The sequence below is a fragment of the Proteus sp. G2669 genome (genome assembly GCF_009915245.1).
Lineage (GTDB): Bacteria > Pseudomonadota > Gammaproteobacteria > Enterobacterales > Enterobacteriaceae > Proteus.
Map to the genome: position 1 here is coordinate 1 of NZ_JAABLX010000018.1, position 19,902 is coordinate 19,902.

Genomic DNA, 19,902 nt, shown 5'->3' on the forward strand with positions numbered 1-19,902 from the left:
AAAACGATGATGGCTTAAGGTTGTTCGATGATAAGCCCGTTTATTAGGCACCAGTAACTGATGTTCTTTCAATAAAGAAAATAGCCGATCACGACCAATAACCATCTGTTTTTGCTTTAAAATAAAATGTAATTTACGCCCACCCAGTCGAGGTTGTAAGACTCGTTCAGATTTAACAACATCAATAATGGCCGAATCTGCTTTCTTTCGTTCCTCAGTTCTATCCAGCCTCTTGTAATAAGCCTGTCGGCTGATCTGCATAAAACGGCAAGCAATTGTTACGGTGAGGTTTTTAACCGTTTTTTCTTTAATAACTCGGCTTTGCGCTTTTTTGACAAACGAACTCCAAAGTCTCTATCCATGACTTTAACCACAGCTTCGAAAAAATCGGATTTAAGCCGAGCTTCTTCAAGTTCCTTTTCAAGGATCTTAATGCGTTGTTCCGGCGTTTGTTGTTTAGAAGATTGGGTCATAGCTGAACCTCTATAAAAAGTATCAGGGGTACCGTTTGACCAATCTAACCTACCATGCTTACGAAGCCAAACTAAAACAGTAGAGCATCCTTGTATACCATAGTGATCTTGGGCTTGTTTATAGGTTATTTCGCCTTTTTCAACTTGGTCAACAAGCTGTAATTTAAAAGCGAGAGAATAATCGCGTTGAGTCCGTTTAGTGATTGGTTTCATTACATTCTCCAATTTCAGATTGGAAAAGTGTCAACCTTATTTAGGACGGGTCAGGGTTATGACAAAAGAAAGGGTAATTATTACCCTTTCTTTTATTAATGAAGGTTTTTAGCTAATTAACAGGCTTGTTTGACAAGTGGAACATCAAAGGCTTTGCGTAGCTTGTCAACAAAATCATCGTCTTCGCAAATGGTTTTGCCTGGGCTATCTGATAATTTAGCAACGGGCTTACCATTACACTCCACCAGCTTAATGACAATATTAAGTGGTGTTATCTCTGGAATGTTACAAGTGAGCCGAGTACCAATACCAAAGATTAAACGAATGCGTTTATGGAAATGTTTATAAAGTACTAATGCCTTTTGAAAATCGAGGCTATCAGAAAAGACTAATACTTTACTCATTGGGTCGATGCCCAGTTTCTCATAATGCGCAATCGCTTTTTCACCCCATTCAATAGGATCACCAGAGTCGTGACGTAAACCTTGATAACTCTCTGCAAAGGCCTTATCAAAATCACGCAAAAAAGCATCCATCGTAATACAGTCAGTTAATGCAATACCTAATTGATCTGGGTATTCATCTAACCAAGATTGTAAAGCTGCGCGCTGGCTATTGGCCAGCTCTGGACTAATCTGCTGATGCGCCTGAAACCACTCATGAGCTTGTGTGCCCACAGGGGCTAATTGCATGCGTTCTGCTAAATGATAGTTACTTGTACCAATAAGATAAGGGAAATGATTTTTCAGCTCATCCACAATGGCGCACTGTACATCATAAGAAAAACGGCGACGAGTACCAAAATCCATCAATTTAAAATCGGCTAAGTCAATCTGCTGTTCAGCCGCATCACGGTAGAAGATATCAATTAATTTACGTAATTGATTAACTGCGTCATCTGGTGTGATTTGAGGTGAACGAGCACGATGTACAATTTCACTCACTAAAGCCAACAAAGGTACTTCCCATAAAATAACTTCACGCCAAGGGCCTGTAATTTTTATGGTAAGTTGGTTTTCAGGTGTGGTTGAAATATGGACTTGTTCTGGCTTAAAGCGGAAATGCTTAAACCATTGCAGATAGTCATTTTTGAAAAAAGGGAGACTCTGAAGATAGTCAAATTCTTCATTCGTTAATGACAAGTCTGCCATCATGTTAACTTGATGGCGTAAGGTTGTTGCATATTCACCTAGACGTTCATCACTCCGACAACGGAACTCAGCAACGACAGGAATATCACTATAATGATGGTAAACCGCTTGTTGCATGTGGAGCTTGTATGCATCGGTATCCAACAGTGATGTAATAATCGGTGTAGCGTCTAAAATCATAGCGCGTCAAGCATCCTCACGGAGCGTTTTTATGTCTGCTAAATCGTTAAGGTTGGAGAGTATACCCGAATATGGCGACAAAGCGTCACTATTCAACAATATTTCTCTGCAACATAAAAACAAGCTGTAAAACTTAGATGAGTTTACCACGTTAAACATAATTTGGGAGTATATTAGCATCATTTACCAAATAAATTGATTACATGTATTAATAAACTATTAACATTCTGTTGACTTTTAATGTTTTCAATTGAATATTCGACTGGCTAAACAGATTTTTGACGAGTAAGCTTTGGCAATATAACCGTTAAATAGTCGTGTTAACTAAAAGGTTTTTTTCTATGACACAACAAAGAATCGCGAAATTTCGCAAAGATTATCGAGCCCCTGACTACACAATCACCGATTTACATCTTGATTTTATCTTAGATAAAGAAAACACTCAGGTTACAGCGATCAGCCAATGTAAACGTCTAAACTCAAATGCGACAGCATTAGTATTAGATGGTGAAGATTTAACATTAAAATCAATTTCAGTTAATGATGTTGCTTGGACACACTATAAAGAAGAAAACGGCAAACTCATCATTGAACAATTACCAGAGCAATTTACATTAAAAATTGTCAACGAAATTAATCCATCAGCTAATACAGCATTAGAAGGGCTGTATGTGTCAGGTGACGCATTGTGTACACAATGCGAAGCTGAAGGTTTCCGTCATATTACTTATTATTTAGATAGACCTGATGTGTTAGCTCGTTACACCACAACAATTACTGCAGATAAAAAACAGTATCCTTATTTATTATCTAATGGTAACCGTATCGCACAAGGTGAACTTGAAGATGGACGTCATTGGGTAACATGGGAAGATCCACATCCAAAACCAAGTTACTTATTTGCAGTTGTTGCGGGTGATTTTGATGTATTACGAGATACTTTTATCACCAAAAGTGGTCGTGAAGTTGCTTTAGAGCTTTTTGTTGATAAAGGCAATTTAGATCGTGCAGATTGGGCAATGACATCATTGAAAAATGCGATGGCATGGGATCAATCTCGCTTTAATTTAGAATACGATCTCGATATCTATATGATAGTTGCAGTTGATTTCTTTAATATGGGTGCGATGGAGAATAAAGGACTGAATGTCTTTAACTCTAAATATGTACTAGCGAAAAGTGAAACGGCAACTGATAAAGATTATTTAGGCATTGAGTCTGTTATTGGTCATGAATATTTCCATAATTGGACAGGTAACCGAATTACTTGTCGTGATTGGTTCCAGTTAAGCCTAAAAGAAGGTTTAACGGTTTTCCGTGATCAAGAATTCAGTTCAGATTTAGGCTCTCGCTCTGTTAATCGTATCAATAATGTACGAGTGATGCGTACTGCTCAGTTTGCAGAAGATGCAAGCCCAATGGCACATCCAATTCGTCCTGATAGTGTGATCGAAATGAACAACTTCTATACTTTAACAGTATATGAAAAAGGTTCAGAAGTGATCAGAATGATCCACACTTTATTAGGTGAAGCGCAATTCCAAGCGGGCATTCAAATGTATATTCATCGTCACGACGGTAGTGCTGCTACCTGTGACGATTTTATTCAAGCGATGGAAGATGCTTCTAATGTGGATCTCACTTTATTCCGTCGTTGGTATAGCCAATCAGGTACACCACAACTGACAGTGCGTGACAGCTATAATGTGAATAAAAAGCAATACACCTTAACTGTTAGTCAAATGACACCACCAACAGCTGATCAAGCTGAAAAACAAGTGCTACACATTCCATTAGATATTGAATTGTATGATCATAAAGGCAATGTGATCCCTCTGCGTTCACAAAGTCAGGCGATTTCTAATGTATTGAATATCGTCCGTGAAGAACAACAATTTGTATTTGATGACGTTCCAGAACAGCCAATCCCATCTTTATTACGTGAGTTCTCTGCGCCTGTAAAACTTGATTATCCATTTACGGATGAGCAATTGTCCTTTTTAATGAAATATGCTCGTAATGCATTTTCACGTTGGGATGCAGCGCAATCATTGTTGGGCCGCTATATAAAAGAAAATGTTACTCGAGTTCAAAAAGGTGAAAACTGCATTCTTCCTGAAATGGTGATTGATGCTTTCCGCGCAGTATTGCTTGATAAAGATATCGATCCTGCATTAGCTGCACTTATTCTGACATTACCAACAGATGTCGAAGCAGGTGAATCATTCAGTATTATCGATCCAATAGCTATTCATGAAGCACTTGGCTTTATTCGAAAAACACTGGCAACTGAAATGGCAGATGAATTCTCTGCTGTTTACCATTCTATGCATATTGGTGCTTATCGTGTTAATCATGATGATATTGCAAAGCGTGATTTACGTAATGTTTGCTTAGGTTATTTAGCGGTTGAAAATGAGCAAACAGGTAATCAACTTGTCGATGCACAATATCACAACAGCGATAACATGACTGATGCTCTTGCCGCACTTAATGCTGCTGTAATGGCGCAGTTACCTTGCAAAGATGCGTTATTACAAGAGTTCGATGATAAATGGCATCAAGATGGTTTAGTGATGGACAAATGGTTTAGCTTACAAGCCATGAGCCCAGCAAAAGATGTGTTACAGACAGTACGTAGTCTGTTATCTCATCGCTCCTTTACACTAGCAAATCCTAACCGTACTCGTGCGTTAATCGGTGCATTTGTGAATAATAATCCAGTGGCTTTTCATGCTGAAGATGGTTCTGGTTACTTATTATTGACAGAAATTCTGACTGACTTAAATAGTCGTAATCCACAAGTTGCTTCACGCCTTATTGAACCGTTTATTCGTTTAAAACGTTATGACGCAACACGCCAAGAAAAAATGCGTGCAGAGTTATTAAAACTGAAAGCACTTGAGAATTTATCAGGTGATCTCTATGAGAAAATTACCAAAGCGTTAGCTGATTAATCTCGCGCTCAATATCACTTTATGAGTGAACATGTAGCGAAAAATTAGCATGATAATCAGATCCCCAGCATAGTCTGGGGATTTTTTATGGTGAATTGTGAAATTGAAGCGTTTACTTTTCGTGCTTTTATCTATATGATGCACGACGCTTAAATTGTCGTAGACATATCATTCCTAATACCCGATATTCTCAATGGAGATCGTATGTATTATTCCTTAGTAAGGAAGGCATTGTTTCGGCTAGATCCTGAACGTGCCCATGATTTTACCTTCCGTCAGTTAAAACGTTTATCTCATTCCCCATTTCAATTTCTTATTCAGCAGTCACTTCCTTCAAAACCCGTTTCCTGTATGGGACTCTCATTTAAAAATCCACTTGGTCTTGCCGCCGGTCTTGATAAGAACGGTGATTGTATAGATGCATTGGGTGCTATGGGATTTGGTTTTATTGAAGTAGGTACAGTGACACCACGTCCTCAAGTGGGAAATGATAAACCTCGTTTATTCCGCTTAGTGGAAGCTGAAGGCTTAATTAACCGAATGGGCTTTAATAACCTTGGCGTCGATAACTTAATTGAAAATGTAAAACAATCTCGTTATGGTGGCGTACTGGGTATTAATATCGGTAAAAATAAAGATACTCCAGTAGAGCAAGGTAAAGATGATTATCTGATTTGTATGGAAAAAGTCTATGCTCATGCCGGTTATATCGCAATCAATATATCATCACCAAATACCCCCGGTTTGCGTACTCTACAATACGGTGAAGCATTAGACGATCTGCTATCAGCAATTAAAAATAAACAATTAGAGTTACAGGGAAAATATCAAAAATATGTTCCTGTCGCGGTTAAAATTGCACCTGATTTAACACATGAAGAATTAATTCAAGTTGCAGATAGCTTAGTTCGTCATCATATTGATGGTGTTATTGCGACAAATACCACATTAGATAAGTCATTAGTCAGTGGATTAGATCACTGTAATGAAGCTGGGGGATTAAGTGGTCGTCCGGTACAATCAAAAAGCACACAAATAATTCGCCAATTAAATGAAGAATTAAAAGGCGTATTACCTATTATTGGTGTAGGTGGAATTGATTCATTAACTGCAGCAAGAGAGAAAATGGATGCTGGTGCTTCTCTCATTCAAGTCTATTCAGGATTCATTTATCAAGGTCCTGCACTTATCAAATCTATAATTAATCATATCTAAATACATTTTATAATGAGTTAAGGGCTTTTCTTCTGCCCTTAACTCGTTTATATTGCCCCTAGTTGGTTATTTTTTATTAAATTGCACTGATTGTGCTTAATTAATAGTAAAATGAATCCTGTTTTTGTTAGGTGATATTAAATATTTTATTTATGTCATTTAATTTTGATTATTTGTCAGAGTATAAAACAGGTAATGAATCGAAGGGGGATTAATTAGTGATAATAAAACCCGATGATCGCTGGCGTTGGTATTTTGATGTTGAGCAACAAAGATTAATGCTTGATTTAGCCAATGGCATGGTTTTTCGTTCTCGCTTTCCAAGCAAAATGTTAAGTGAGAGTGCTTGCCAATCAGCATCTTTTACCGTCGATGATGCAGCTCTTTATTATGGATACGATGAGCAGATCCGCCAAATTGATATGCCATCAGAATCAAGAGCTGAATTAGCTTTAAATGCATTAATAGCCCATCGCTTTTTAAAGCCACTGATGCCTAAGAGTTGGTATTTTGAAGTTAACAATAATCAAATCAACCCTTATTTATCTCAAGTGGTAGAGGCTTCATTAAAAGAAGGTAATGAAACAGCCCTTTTTTTAGTGGCAGAAGTGGGTACTCAAGCTTGTTTATGTTTATTAGCGCAACCGCAATTAACGTTATTCGATAGAACACTTAATTTTTGTGACCCAATAAAAATTATGAATGACAGGTTAAGCAATTACCATAAAGAGTCGGAGTCAGGATCATTTTTGTACGAAAAAGTTATTTAACAAAAAGAGTAAAAAGGACTTACTCTTTTTATTATTACTCATTAATTTAACATTCCAAAAACAAATTCACCTTAAACAACGCTTCCTAAAATCAAATCTCTATTATTTTTTCTTACAATATATTTCTAGAAACAAATAAAATGAGTTTATCAATATTCATTACTTAGGTCTTAATAAGATAATTCTTATTAAATAAACTGTTTTATTTAAAATAAAAAAGAAGATAAGGACAAATTACCTTCTTTTAATTTGTGATAAAGATAAGTGTTATTTTTTATTAAGTGAAAGTTTCACATTACCGTTAGGAATACAGCTACAGGCTAAGATTTTACCTGAGCTGTATGGCAGAACTAAGATAGACGCTTTAAAAACACTTCTTTATAGAAAGAGAATATGATTAGCCAATGAGTTACATGGCTACATTAAATATTATCTTTAATTAAGAGAAATTTCCTTATGGTGCGCTTAATGTCAAATGGAGGTCATGGGTAAAAAATTTATAAATCTCGTATCAAAAAACAGAATGGTCAAATAATGGTGTGTTGCTCATATTAGATCACTACTGTCATTGCATGATTGAATATAAAAAGGAATTTATATGAGTGAACGAGTCAAACCGATCGAAGTAATGAGACGTAACATTTGCCCTGTATGCGCAAAAATGGACTGTCCATTTTTAACAAAGGATAAGCATTGCAAGAGATGATGGATGCTTTCAGGGAAGGTGATATACCCAAAGCAATAAAAATTTATTCTCAGCGTTATTTACCGTATGCAGGGCTGATGAGTGGTAGTTTAAAGAAAGCGGTTGAATCATATGATTCTATTGTTCAAATATTTACTTCGCCATCTAAGCAGCAAATCAGTGTTCCTGCTGAGTTAAAGACAGCAATAATATCTGCACAGTCTACGTTAATACCAGGAAAGAGTATCAATAAAGCCACATTAGCTCCGGTCGCTATATTCACTCCTGCAATAACAACGACAAGTGCAACGTCCGCGACAGAAACTTTAGGGGCTATTTTAGGGCGTGCATTAGGTTTAGGTGCTGGCCTTATGCTGTATTCTCCTCCCGTTGGGGTAGGGAGTGATAGATATCCTGCCGTTATTTACCAAGAGTATCCTAAAAACTAAGAAACCGCACTTACTGTGGCAGGGCTGAAATTAAACATCCCTAAAGAAGCACAGTTGAGAGATATTGCAAAGCAAAAAGGGATAATTAATACCTCAGCTACTGTAATCGAACAGGTAGTTAATGGGACGAAACAAATTGAATTAGTAAGAACGGATGCACCCGTTAAAACTCGTGTAGTTGAAGCGAGAAAAACAGTTGAAAAAGGTATTTTTGCTTATACTTTACCAAATGAGAAACAAGAAAGAATAGTTCAGATTGGTAGTGTAGCGATATTAACGGGTACGGCTTTACCTCAACCTGAAAGGCATAAATATCTATCAGGTAAGGTATTCGATATACCTAGATTTAATAACTTACCTTTACAGCCACCAACATTCTTTACTGAAAGTGAGAAAAAGCAATCCACGCTGAAAGAGCCTATAATTTTGGTGTTTCCATGGGAATTGGGAATAAAACCAATTTATTTATCGACAGGGAAGAAAGATAAACCCCGCCAAGGCGTAAAAGAGCGAGGTCATAGTTATCATCCAGCACCAAGAACTGAAGATATTAAAGGATTGGGTATTCTTAAACCTGTCCAAGGTAAAACACCTAAACAAGGAGGAGCAGGTAAACGCAATCGCTGGAAAGGGGATAAGGGGCGAAGAATTTATGAATGGGATTCACAGCACGGTGAGCTGGAAGGATATCGCGCCAGTGATGGCCAGCATATTGGGGCATTTGACCCAAAAACAGGTAACCAGTTAAAACCCGCTGATCCTAAACGCAATATCAAAAAATATCTATAAGGAAGATGAGATTATGGGATTGAAATTACATACTCAGTGGTTTGATAAAAAAACAGAAGAAATGATAGGAGAGGAATACTCAAAAGATTTTGGTGATGATGACTTCCTGATTGATGAAACAATTGACCCGAAAGACGAAAATATAATTAATAATGGAGTTTTTGATTTGCACGAAGGTTGGGTCAAAGCTATTCAAAAGCATGTTACACATAAAATTGAATTGAATAAGTATCTTTACCAAATTTCTTTTGATTACCGTGATAAGTGGTAATGGGTAAGCGTATATAATATTTGTTTATTTCATTTTAAAAGTCTCTTAACAGAGGTTTTTTTATTGTGCATGACCCGTGCTAGCAAGAAATGAGTTTAACTCACTCATCCCCAATAAAATCCTTTCCATTATTTTTATACTTAATAAGGTAATGCTTTTCTGGCAAACCATAACGACTGATAATGCAATGAATATTGGGGAAGCTTACTTGGCCTAAGAATTCAATAAACTCAGTTATATATGAGTGAGGTAAAATTAATCAATTTAATGTTTACCGATAACGATATATATCATACATAACTGTGTTTATATTTAGTTTTTTATTTAATTTATTTGTTCATATCAATTTGATTTTTATTATCTTTAAGCGAAAGTTTCACATTACCATTAGGAATACAGCTACAGGCTAAGATTTTACCTGAGCGTTTAATTGCGCCAGCTTTTAATGCATTAACATCACCTTCATCCAATTGGATAACACAAGAGCCACAAAGGCCAGCTCGGCAACTATAAGGAATGGTATAACCATTATTTTCAAGCTGTTCTAACAGGACTTCTTGGTTATTACCTTCAAAAACCTCGCCGTTAAATTCAATGCTGACAGTCTGTTCCTGTGTGTTTTCAATGACGGGCGCTGATGGTGTTTCAATAGCTGCTGTTACAAGATACTGTTTTACTTCTTTATAAGCTAATACTTCAACAGTATCTCCTACACGAATAATACCAGTTTGGCGAGTGATGATATTTTGACCAAAATCGACATCACCTGTTTCATCACTACGGAATGTTTGCAGTGTTGCAAGTGGTTCTGTGTTAGGATGTTTAACGCCTTTATCAATACTAATTGTGGTCATGATGCAACGGCTACAAGGTTTCATCAGATCCATCACAACAGAGCCAACACGAATAGTCTGCCAAGTATCTTCTTCAAAAGGCTTTGCACCTGTTATGAGGATATTACCTCGAAATTGCTCAATATTAATTGAAGCGGGGCAGCGTTGTTGTAAGTATTGAAATGAGGCTTCATTAATTAATAAGTAAGGGTAACCATCAGCGAAAGAAACAGCGGTTTCTGGATTTTTTTTCACTCGACGTGTCGATTTTTCGCCAGTCCAACGAAGTTGAACATCCATTTTTAAATAACGACTGAACCACTGATTTATTTCATCTGGAGCCACATACGCGGTAAAATGGTTGCCCCAAACTTCTGTCGGTTGCAATGTGGTCTCAAAATCTTGATAGGTGATAGCAATACCCTCACCATCAGGTGCTTGAATATAAATACCATTTGCCATGACAGTGGGAATAAAACACAGCAAAACGGGAAATTTTCGTGCCGTGATAAACGTCCCTTCTGGGGTAGTTATCATAAAATCACGATCAAACGTGAATCCGCTCTCACGAGCAAATGCATGAGAAAGTCGAATTCCCTTCATTGATTTAACTGGGTGTATATAAAGGCGTGAAACGTTGATCATCGGTGCTCCCAAAAGACATTATTATTTTTTATAGCCAGTAACTTTATGACAACGTAATACAATTAGCTATAATGCCCAACAATTTTATTTTAGGTGGTAACAATACTATGCGCTCTCTGTTTGCCAGCACAGGCCGAGGTCTGGAAGAACTATTAAAATCTGAACTTGAACACCTTGGTGCTCAGGCTTGCCAGATAACACAAGGCGGTGTTTATTTTCGTGCTGATGATAAAACCATGTATCAGTCTTTACTTTGGAGTCGTTTAGCGTCACGTATTATGTTGCCGTTAAATGAATTCAATGTTTATAGCGATCTAGACTTATATCTTGGTGTGCAGGCAATTGATTGGAGTGAAATTTTTACTGTTAATCAGACCTTTGCTATCCATTTTAATGGTACTAATGACATTATTCGTAATAGTCAATATGGTGCATTAAAAGCAAAAGATGCCATCGTTGACTCATTTCAACGCAAAATAGGGCAACGTCCTGATGTGGCTAAGCAATCTCCTGATATTCGCTTAACTATTCATCTTCATAAAGAAAAAGCATCACTCTCTTTAGACTTAAGTGGTGATGGCTTACATCAACGTGGTTATCGTGATTTAACTGGGCAAGCACCTTTAAAAGAAAATTTAGCGGCTGCGATTATTATGCGTTCTGGTTGGAAAACCGATACACCATTAATTGACCCAATGTGTGGCTCAGGAACATTATTAATCGAAGCTGCCATGATGGCGACAGACTGTGCTCCAGCATTAAACCGAGTGCATTGGGGCTTTCGTCATTGGTTAGGCTATGATGAAACATTGTGGAAAGAAGTTACTCATGAGGCTTTTGCTCGTTTTCGTGAAGGCAAAAAGAATACAGCCTCCCGTTTTTATGGTTTTGATGTTGATAAACGCGTGTTGGATATGGCTAGAGCTAATGCGCGTAGAGCTGATGTTGCTGATTTAATTACCTTTGCTCATGGTGATGCGGCAAAACTAACTAATCCTGTGTCAGCGGAAGTAAAAGGAACAATTATTAGTAACCCGCCTTATGGTGAACGTTTAGAAAGTGAGCCAGCACTAATTGCACTGCATAGTCAATTAGGAAGAGCTATAAAGGCACACTTCCCGGGTTGGCGATTATCGCTATTTAGTGCGTCACCTGAATTATTGAGTTGTATTCAATTACGTGCAGAACGTGAGTTCAAAGCAAAAAATGGCCCTCTTGATTGTGTACAGAAAAACTATTTACTTTCTGATACTCCATCAACGATTAATACTGGGCTTGCTGAAGATTTTGCAAACCGTTTGCGTAAAAATGAGAAAAAACTCGCGAAATGGGCAAAACAACAGCAAATTGAATGCTATCGCTTATACGATGCTGATTTACCTGAATATAATGTTGCTGTAGACCGTTATGGCGAAAAAGTGATTATTCAAGAATATGCACCACCTAAAACAGTTAATGAACATAAAGCACGCCAACGTTTGTTTGATGTTATTAGCGCTACGATGGAAGTATTAGCATTACGTTCTGATCAACTGATTTTAAAAACCCGTCAACGCCAAAAAGGTAAATTACAGTATGAAAAAATGGCAGAGAAGGGTGATTTCTTTTTAGTTAATGAGTTTGGTGCAAAATTCTGGGTAAATCTTACGGATTACCTCGATACAGGACTGTTTTTAGATCACCGTATTGCACGAAAAATGCTGGGTGAAATGAGTAAAGGAAAAGATTTCTTAAACCTCTTTGCTTATACCGGTACTGCATCTGTACACGCTGGGATTGGTGGTGCAAAAAGTACGACGACAGTTGATATGTCACGTACCTACCTTGAATGGGCTGAGAAAAACTTCCAAGCAAATGGCCTATCAGGTAGACAACATCGTTTAATGCAGGCTGATTGTTTACAATGGTTAATGCAAAGCAATGAACAATTTGATGTGATTTTTATCGATCCACCTACGTTTTCTAACTCAAAGCGTATGGAAAATACCTTTGATGTTCAGCGCGATCATATTGAATTGATGAAACATCTAAAACGTTTGTTGAGAAAAGGTGGCACGATCATGTTCTCAAATAACAAACGTGGGTTCAAAATGGAACATGAAGAGTTAGCAAAAATAGGATTATCCGCAAAAGAGATAACACAGAAAACATTATCACAAGACTTTGCGCGTAACCGCCAAATCCACAATTGCTGGCTGTTAACTCATGCTGGTGAGGAATAATTTACAATGCCGTTAATTAGTTTGACAGGGGCTTATTTATCTTTCAGTGATGCTCCTCTATTAGATAGCACCGATTTATTTATTGAAGAAAATGAACGCGTTTGTTTAGTCGGGCGCAATGGTGCAGGAAAATCAACTCTATTAAGAGTGTTATCTAAAGAACAACCTTTAGATGATGGTCAAGTTGTTTATGAGCAAGATCTTGTAACCGCTCGCTTACAGCAAGATCCCCCAAGAGATATTGAAGGCACTATCTTTGATTTTGTTGCTGAAGGTGTTGAAGAAGATGCTAAATATCTAACAGATTATCATCATATTTCTAAATTGATTGAGACAGATCCTTCTGATAAAAATCTCAATAAAATGGCAGAGTTGCAAGAAGTACTTGATAGCCGTAACTTATGGTTACTTGATAGCCGAATTGCAGAAGTGCTAGAGAAACTGGGTTTAGATGGTGAGGCTGAGCTTTCTTCTTTATCGGGAGGGTGGTTAAGAAAAGCTGCATTAGGGCGTGCATTAGTTAGCGCACCAAGAGTGTTATTTTTAGATGAACCAACAAACCACCTTGATATTGAAACGATCCTTTGGCTTGAGAAATTCTTAAAAGATTTCCAAGGAAGCATCGTATTTATTTCCCATGACCGTTCATTTATTCGAAATATGGCAACCCGTATTATCGATCTTGATCGTGGAAAACTTTCTTCATGGCCAGGAAATTACGATAAATATCTTGAAAGTAAAGAAGAAGCATTGCGTGTTGAAGAGCAACAAAATGCAGAATTTGATCGCAAATTAGCACAAGAAGAAACTTGGATACGTCAAGGGATTAAAGCACGGCGCACTCGTAATGAAGGCCGTGTACGTGCTTTAAAAGCATTACGTGTTGAACGTAATGAACGCCGTGAGGTGTTAGGCAGTGCACGTATGCAGGTCGAAGAAGCAACTCGTTCTGGTAAAATCGTATTCGAGTTAGAAGATGTTAATTATAGCATTGGAACTCGCAAGTTAGTTCGTGATTTCTCTGCCAAAGTACAACGTGGCGATAAAATCGCGCTGGTGGGGCCAAATGGTTGCGGTAAAACCACATTATTAAAACTTATGCTAGGCGATTTAAAAGCGGACAGTGGGCGAGTTCATTGTGGTACTAAGCTTGAAGTTGCTTACTTTGATCAGCACCGTGCGGCACTTGATCCTGATAAAACTGTGATGGATAACCTTGCTGAAGGTAAGCAAGAGGTGATGGTAAATGGTCGTCCTCGCCATGTGCTTGGTTATTTACAAGACTTTTTATTCCCACCTAAACGTGCGATGACACCTGTTCGCGCACTTTCAGGCGGTGAGAGAAACCGTCTATTGCTGGCACGTTTATTCTTAAAACCAAGTAACTTGCTTATTCTCGATGAGCCAACCAATGATCTCGATGTTGAAACATTGGAGTTATTAGAAGAGCTAGTTGATGCGTACCAAGGCACTGTTTTACTAGTTAGCCATGACCGTGAATTTGTTGATAATAGTGTTACTGAGTGTTGGATCTTTGAAGGCGATGGTGTTATTAACAGCTACGTTGGCGGATATTACGATGCTCAGCAACAAAGAGCACAAACAGTTTCACTGAGAAGTGAACAAAATAAATCACGTAATGCGCCAGAAAAAGCTGAAAAAGAAGCTAAAACTAAAGATAGCGCTAAAAAGAACACTCGTAATGGCAACAAGTTAAGTTATCATTTAGCGCGTGAACTTGAACAACTACCCGCTAAGCTAGAAACTTTAGAAACACAGTTAAGCGCATTACAAGAAGAAGTGAGTGCTCCAGACTTTTTTACTCGTCCCCATGAGGAAACTGAAAAAGTTCTGAAAACACTTGCGGATAAAGAACAAGAGCTTGAGACCGCTTTTGATAGATGGCAAGAATTAGAACTGATGCAAAGCGGTGAATAAATCGCCAGCCGAAAACGGGGCATTTGCCCCGTTTCACTTTCTGGGTTAAATATTCTTTTATTGATTATTAAAAAATAAGAGGTGTCACTGTGTGTTCTGGTCAACAACATCGTCATGAACATAAGCATGAGCAAATATTATGTCCTCAGTGCGATCTGGTGGTCAGTGTTCCTAGATTAATGCAAGGAACCAAAGCAACATGCCCTCGTTGTCACACAGTGCTAACGGCACGTTGGCGCCAGCCTTTTTATCAACCTGTCGCATTGGCAATCAGTGCATTATTTATGTTACTGATGGCAAGTCAGTTTACGTTTGTCAGTATGGAAGTTGCTGGTATTGCTAATAACGTAACATTGATGCAGATCCCAAGAGTGATGTTTAGTGAAAACTACATTGAATTGGGGGCTTTTTTCTTACTCTTTGTTCAAATTGTGCCTGCTTTTTGTATGGTGGCTATTCTATTACTGTGTACCCCAATTAAACTACCTAGAAAATTACAAATCTGGTTATCTCGTATTTTATTTCAACTCAAATCATGGTGTATGGCTGAGATTTTTCTCGCGGGAATTTTAGTCAGTTTTGTAAAATTAATGGCTTATGGTGATATTGGTTTAGGGTTAAGTTTTTTACCTTATGTTTTGTATTGTTTATTTCAAATCCGCGCTTTTCAGTGCCTTGATAGACATACACTATGGGAAAAGTTAGAGCCACGCCCTGATTATCCTAGTATTGAATCAGGTAAATCAGGATTAAAACAAGGGGTAAGATTATGTCGTTCATGCACCGCGATTTTACCCGCAACGCAATATGAATGTAGTCGTTGTGAAGTTAAAGGACATGCAAGAAGACCGAAAAGCTTGCAATGGACAGTCTCACTGTTGATTACATCACTTATTCTTTATATCCCTGCAAATTTATTGCCCATTATGGTGACTGAATCGCTAGGTAATAATATTTACTCTACTATTATGGCTGGGGTGATTTTGTTATGGGAAGATGGCTCTTATCCTGTTGCGATGGTGATATTTATTGCCAGTATTATGGTGCCAAGTTTGAAAATGATAGCAATAGCTTGGCTTTGTTGGGATGCACACAAATCCAAAGGTAAAAGAGATCCTGCTAGAATGCATTTTCTCTATGAAGTTGTTGAATATGTGGGGCGTTGGTCAATGATTGACGTCTTCGTTATCGCTGTTTTAGCTTCATTAGTCAGAATGGGACGTCTGATGAGCATCTACCCAGATTTTGGTGTAGTGCTATTTGCAGTGGTTGTTGTATTAACGATGTTCTCTGCAATGATGTTTGATCCTCGGTTGACGTGGGATAAATGTACAGCTGATGATGATAAACCGATGATTAAGGAGCCTAAGGGTGACTGAAAAGAATGAAACTGCTTTAACAGAAGCAAAAATTAACAAACTAAAAAGCTGGTCTCCAGTTTGGATCATACCGCTTGTCACCTTATTGATTGGTGCATGGATACTTTATTATCATTTCAGCCATCAAGGTCCAGAAGTTACCTTAATTACTTATAATGCTGAGGGCATTGAAGCGGGTAAAACAAAAATCAAAAGTCGTAGTGTTGATATTGGCTTAGTTGAAAGTGTCACTCTCGATAGCAATTTTAGTCGCGTTATTATTAATGCGCGCCTAGATACAGGTATGAATGAGCTATTACGGTCAGATACAGCTTTTTGGGTTGTAAGGCCACAAATAGGTAAAGAAGGGGTGACAGGTTTAGGTACCTTGCTTTCAGGTGCCTATATTGAATTACAACCAGGTTTAACTGGTAAAGAGAAAAGTGAGTTTAATCTTCTTGATGCACCTCCTCTTGCTTCACCTGATGCAAAAGGTATTCGCATCAACTTGGTGAGCGAAAGAGCAGGGCAGTTAAATGCGGGAGATCCTGTTTTATTCAGAGGCTATCAAGTTGGCTCTGTAGAAACCAGCGAATTTAACATTGATAGCCGAGACATGCATTATCAGCTTTTCATTAAAGCGCCTTACGACAAAATGGTGACATCCAATGTTCGTTTCTGGAAAGATTCAGGAATTGCTTTTGATATGTCTTCATCTGGCGTGCGTGTTGAAATGGCGTCACTTTCTACACTCTTTAGTGGTGGCGTGAGTTTTGATGTACCAGCAGGCTGGTTGCCAGGTGAACAAATTGCACCTAAAACAGAATTTAAACTCTACGATAATGAAAAGAGTATTCAAAACTCGTTATATACCGATTATCGCAGTTACATCATGTTTTTCTCTGATTCAGTAAGAGGGTTACAAGCTGGAGCACCGGTTGAATTCCGAGGAATTCGAATGGGGACTGTTGTGCAAGTACCTTATTACACAAAAGGAATGCAACAATCGCTTGATAAAGATTTTCGTATTCCAGTGCTTATCCATGTTGAACCAGAACGTTTTGCCAATGATGTTGGTGAAAGTTTTGATTTCGTTAAAGAGATCTCTTCAGCTTCTAATAATGGCCTAAGAGCTTCATTAAAATCAGGAAATCTTTTAACGGGCGCTCTGTATATTGATCTTGATTTCTATTCAGACGAAACAAAATGGGAAGGACCTCAAGAGGTTGCTGGCTTCCAACAAATACCTACTGTTAGCTCAGGCTTAGCGCAAATTCAGCAAAAAGTGATGACATCACTTGATAAGATCAACAATCTTCCTGTTGAACCGATGCTTAAAGAGATGACAGCGACTTTATCTGAAAGCCAAAAAGCAGTAACTGAGGCAAAAGAAACACTGAAAGCATTAAATGCCATGATTGGCAGTGATGAATTTAGAAATCTTCCTAATGATATTCAGCAGTCATTGAAAGAGATCAATCGTAGTATGCAAGGATTCCAACCGGGCTCTCCGGCATACGGAAAAATGATCGATAATATGCAGCAGCTTGATCAGGTATTAAGAGAAATGCAGCCTTTATTGAAAACATTGAACAATAAAAGTAATGCATTAATTTTTGAGGCGAAGGATGGTAAAGATCCAGAACCAAAGAGGGCTGAAAAATAATGAGATACATCATTGGGATATTTGTTTTGATGCTAACGGCATGTTCAAGCCAACCTGAGAAAACCTATTATCAGTTACCTGATATTTACCAAACAGGGGTATCAGCACAAGTCACGACAACACAGTCAGCGAAAAAGCCTCAAATCTGGGTTCAGCCGATCCGTTTGTCCAATATGCTGGTTAATGCTGGTATTGTTTATCAAACAACAGATATTAACTATACCGTAGCAAATCAGCATTTATGGATAAATCCGCTTGATCAGCAATTACAACAGAACCTCATTTCAGGTTTAACAAAAGCATTGCCAGGAACCGTTGTTGCTAACCAACCGATTGAAGATAACTTAGCAAAATTAACAGTTACAGTTAATTACTTTCAAGGTCGTTATGATGGGCAAGTGATCATTTCTGGTGATTGGATTTATACTGAAAATAGCAAAGTGATTAGTCAGCCATTCTCTCTTGTGTTAACACAAACCGAAGATGGTTATCCTGCTTTAGTCCGTACATTAGGACAAGGCTGGGAGCAAATTGTTTCTGATATTGCGACAACAATTCAAGCTCAATACTAACTGACTTAGCCTACATCTATTCAAACCCAATATTCTCTTAAATCCTATTTAAGTTGAATATTGGGTTTTGTTTATCAAAAAAATAAAAAAGGAAGCTATATGTTAGAAATGCTTAAAAAGAAATATCCCTCTGCAATCAGCTGGTCATTTGGTGATAATGCTCAGTTAGCTGATGAACTTGTAGTGTTGGTGGTAGAAGGAAAAAAAACGGCAACGTGTAGCTCATTAAGCGGTTTTTTTAGTGACAGTGCTATTCCTGCTATTGGTGGATATAGCATTATTTTAAATAGTCAAAATGAGCCTGTTTGTGTTATTCGCACGCGTTCTTTGCAGTTAATCCGTTTTAATGAAGTCACAGAAGAACAGGCCAAAAAAGAGGGGGAAGGGGATTTAAGTTTGGCATATTGGCAAGATGGGCATAAAACCTTCTTTACTCGTGAAGGTCGTTTTTCAGAAGATATGGAGTTGGTATTTGAAGAGTTTGAATTAATAGAAGTATGTAAGAGGTATTAATAGCTTATTTTACCTTCCAAAATGGCTAATTCCTTAATAACAATAAGGTAATTTTAATAAGCTTTTCTACAAATAAGTAAAAAAAGAGCAAAAAATTATATTGGTTAATAATGGCTTATATTGACATTACTTTAAAAATAAAGATTATTTTTGTTTATTTAATTTGTTGATTATCTAAGACAAAAAATAATATTATTATCTCACATAATTAAAAGTTACATTAAATCAATATTTTAACTAAATACTTATTCTGACTATTTTAAATCCTAAAATAACCCTACAAATATTAATTAAATAAAGTTAATGATAACAAGTGTTACTAAAGTTAAATTTAGCTCGGCTTCACAAATATGACATTTGTATTAACTTCTTTACTTGCTTAAATGCTCAATAAAGCGTATCAATTTATAGTGGTTGTTGAAAAAACAATCATTATCTTTCCGCTTAAACTTAGAACGTGAGGGTTGTCTAGACATGAAAAGACAGAAACGAGATCGTTTAGCAAGAGCATTATCGAAAGGTTATCAAGCTGGTATGCAAGGCCGTTCAAAAGAGCTTTGTCCTTATTTCGCGATTGATGCGCGTTCACATTGGCTGGGAGGTTGGCGACAAGCCATGGAAGATCGCCCGAGTCTGGTAAAATAAATAACCCGTCGTAGTAAAATAAACAATGGTGATATTAAATATAATCACTAAATTTTGCCGACGAAAAAAATTAAGGGTTATTTATATATATTTCTGTGCTCACATTGAATACAGGACAATTTGAGTATAAATAACAAACAGTAGTTATAAATTGAATACAAAAAGGCTTGCATATTCTGCGAGCCTTTTTACATCATACTGGTATTATTTTTTTATTCGGTTGTACTTATTTTCTTACGTAAACGAAACCCGTAAATAGTAAAAAAAATAGCAAGTATTGAATTGACAGAATTATATAGCCAATCAATTCTTTCCGAAGTAAACCAAGTTATAAGAGATGTTAATATCAAAAATATG

The 19,902-nt window shown here is 37.4% G+C and carries 15 protein-coding genes and 1 pseudogene; 13 read left to right on the top strand and 3 right to left on the bottom strand.

Going from position 1 to position 19,902, the window contains the following annotated elements:
* A pseudogene (locus GWI68_RS20230) lies at positions 1 to 686 on the bottom strand (IS3 family transposase); the annotation flags it as partial.
* A 116-nt stretch (positions 687 to 802) separates the two neighbouring features.
* On the bottom strand, positions 803 to 2,017 hold the full coding sequence (gene pncB, locus GWI68_RS04870; protein ID WP_166539552.1) for a nicotinate phosphoribosyltransferase: 1,215 nt from the start codon (positions 2,015 to 2,017) through the stop codon (positions 803 to 805).
* Between the two features lie 341 nt (positions 2,018 to 2,358).
* On the opposite strand from pncB, the gene pepN reads away from it, so the two are divergent.
* From pepN to GWI68_RS04900, 6 genes are all read left to right on the top strand, one after another.
* Entirely contained in the window at positions 2,359 to 4,974 is a 2,616-nt protein-coding gene (gene pepN / locus GWI68_RS04875) for an aminopeptidase N (protein WP_166539553.1), read from the top strand.
* A gap of 204 nt (positions 4,975 to 5,178) precedes the next feature.
* Positions 5,179 to 6,189 carry a quinone-dependent dihydroorotate dehydrogenase gene (gene pyrD, locus GWI68_RS04880; RefSeq protein ID WP_166539554.1) on the top strand — a complete coding sequence of 337 codons (1,011 nt, stop codon included), beginning with the start codon at positions 5,179 to 5,181 and terminating at the stop codon, positions 6,187 to 6,189.
* A gap of 218 nt (positions 6,190 to 6,407) precedes the next feature.
* Positions 6,408 to 6,959 (top strand): cell division protein ZapC, encoded by a 552-nt coding sequence (locus GWI68_RS04885; protein ID WP_166539555.1) that lies wholly within the window; start codon positions 6,408 to 6,410, stop codon positions 6,957 to 6,959.
* 693 nt (positions 6,960 to 7,652) lie between these two features.
* Positions 7,653 to 8,093: a hypothetical protein gene (locus GWI68_RS04890; RefSeq protein ID WP_166539556.1), complete on the top strand. Its 441-nt coding sequence runs from the start codon at positions 7,653 to 7,655 to the stop codon at positions 8,091 to 8,093.
* 15 nt (positions 8,094 to 8,108) lie between these two features.
* Positions 8,109 to 8,882 (top strand): colicin E3/pyocin S6 family cytotoxin, encoded by a 774-nt coding sequence (locus tag GWI68_RS20620; protein WP_166539557.1) that lies wholly within the window; start codon positions 8,109 to 8,111, stop codon positions 8,880 to 8,882.
* 13 nt (positions 8,883 to 8,895) lie between these two features.
* On the top strand, positions 8,896 to 9,153 hold the full coding sequence (locus GWI68_RS04900; protein ID WP_166539558.1) for a colicin E3-like toxin immunity protein: 258 nt from the start codon (positions 8,896 to 8,898) through the stop codon (positions 9,151 to 9,153).
* A gap of 329 nt (positions 9,154 to 9,482) precedes the next feature.
* Here the strand turns inward: GWI68_RS04900 and GWI68_RS04905 are convergent, their stop codons facing one another.
* The gene (locus GWI68_RS04905) at positions 9,483 to 10,631 is read right to left on the bottom strand and encodes a YcbX family protein (protein WP_166539559.1); all 1,149 of its coding nucleotides are present in this window, start codon (positions 10,629 to 10,631) and stop codon (positions 9,483 to 9,485) included.
* 107 nt (positions 10,632 to 10,738) lie between these two features.
* On the opposite strand from GWI68_RS04905, the gene rlmKL reads away from it, so the two are divergent.
* The 7 genes from rlmKL to rmf all read left to right on the top strand — a co-directional run bounded on the left by rlmKL (position 10,739) and on the right by rmf (position 19,545).
* Positions 10,739 to 12,853, top strand: coding sequence for a bifunctional 23S rRNA (guanine(2069)-N(7))-methyltransferase RlmK/23S rRNA (guanine(2445)-N(2))-methyltransferase RlmL (gene rlmKL / locus GWI68_RS04910; RefSeq protein ID WP_166539560.1), 2,115 nt, complete (start codon positions 10,739 to 10,741; stop codon positions 12,851 to 12,853).
* A gap of 6 nt (positions 12,854 to 12,859) precedes the next feature.
* Positions 12,860 to 14,791: an ABC transporter ATP-binding protein gene (locus tag GWI68_RS04915; protein ID WP_166539561.1), complete on the top strand. Its 1,932-nt coding sequence runs from the start codon at positions 12,860 to 12,862 to the stop codon at positions 14,789 to 14,791.
* A gap of 89 nt (positions 14,792 to 14,880) precedes the next feature.
* The gene (gene pqiA / locus GWI68_RS04920; protein ID WP_166539562.1) at positions 14,881 to 16,170 is read left to right on the top strand and encodes a membrane integrity-associated transporter subunit PqiA; all 1,290 of its coding nucleotides are present in this window, start codon (positions 14,881 to 14,883) and stop codon (positions 16,168 to 16,170) included.
* Positions 16,163 to 17,815: an intermembrane transport protein PqiB gene (gene pqiB / locus GWI68_RS04925; protein ID WP_166539563.1), complete on the top strand. Its 1,653-nt coding sequence runs from the start codon at positions 16,163 to 16,165 to the stop codon at positions 17,813 to 17,815. Before pqiA ends, pqiB begins: the two co-directional genes overlap by 8 nt.
* Positions 17,815 to 18,387: a membrane integrity-associated transporter subunit PqiC gene (gene pqiC / locus GWI68_RS04930; protein ID WP_109408821.1), complete on the top strand. Its 573-nt coding sequence runs from the start codon at positions 17,815 to 17,817 to the stop codon at positions 18,385 to 18,387. Before pqiB ends, pqiC begins: the two co-directional genes overlap by 1 nt.
* Before the next feature lie 99 nt (positions 18,388 to 18,486).
* Complete coding sequence (locus tag GWI68_RS04935) at positions 18,487 to 18,900, top strand: ASCH domain-containing protein (protein WP_166539564.1); 414 nt, start codon at positions 18,487 to 18,489, stop codon at positions 18,898 to 18,900.
* A gap of 474 nt (positions 18,901 to 19,374) precedes the next feature.
* The gene (rmf, locus tag GWI68_RS04940; RefSeq protein WP_023581348.1) at positions 19,375 to 19,545 is read left to right on the top strand and encodes a ribosome modulation factor; all 171 of its coding nucleotides are present in this window, start codon (positions 19,375 to 19,377) and stop codon (positions 19,543 to 19,545) included.
* Positions 19,546 to 19,902: the final 357 nt, after the last annotated feature.

Excerpts from the sequence above, each read along its gene's own strand:
- GWI68_RS04900 (WP_166539558.1), top strand. The coding sequence starts at position 8,896 with ATGGGATTGAAATTACATACTCAGTGGTTTGATAAAAAAACAGAAGAA.
- pqiC (WP_109408821.1), top strand. The coding sequence starts at position 17,815 with ATGAGATACATCATTGGGATATTTGTTTTGATGCTAACGGCATGTTCA.
- pncB (WP_166539552.1), bottom strand. The coding sequence starts at position 2,017 with ATGATTTTAGACGCTACACCGATTATTACATCACTGTTGGATACCGAT.
- pyrD (WP_166539554.1), top strand. The coding sequence starts at position 5,179 with ATGTATTATTCCTTAGTAAGGAAGGCATTGTTTCGGCTAGATCCTGAA.
- rmf (WP_023581348.1), top strand. The coding sequence starts at position 19,375 with ATGAAAAGACAGAAACGAGATCGTTTAGCAAGAGCATTATCGAAAGGT.
- rlmKL (WP_166539560.1), top strand. The coding sequence starts at position 10,739 with ATGCGCTCTCTGTTTGCCAGCACAGGCCGAGGTCTGGAAGAACTATTA.
- GWI68_RS04935 (WP_166539564.1), top strand. The coding sequence starts at position 18,487 with ATGTTAGAAATGCTTAAAAAGAAATATCCCTCTGCAATCAGCTGGTCA.
- pepN (WP_166539553.1), top strand. The coding sequence starts at position 2,359 with ATGACACAACAAAGAATCGCGAAATTTCGCAAAGATTATCGAGCCCCT.
- GWI68_RS04905 (WP_166539559.1), bottom strand. The coding sequence starts at position 10,631 with ATGATCAACGTTTCACGCCTTTATATACACCCAGTTAAATCAATGAAG.
- GWI68_RS04915 (WP_166539561.1), top strand. The coding sequence starts at position 12,860 with ATGCCGTTAATTAGTTTGACAGGGGCTTATTTATCTTTCAGTGATGCT.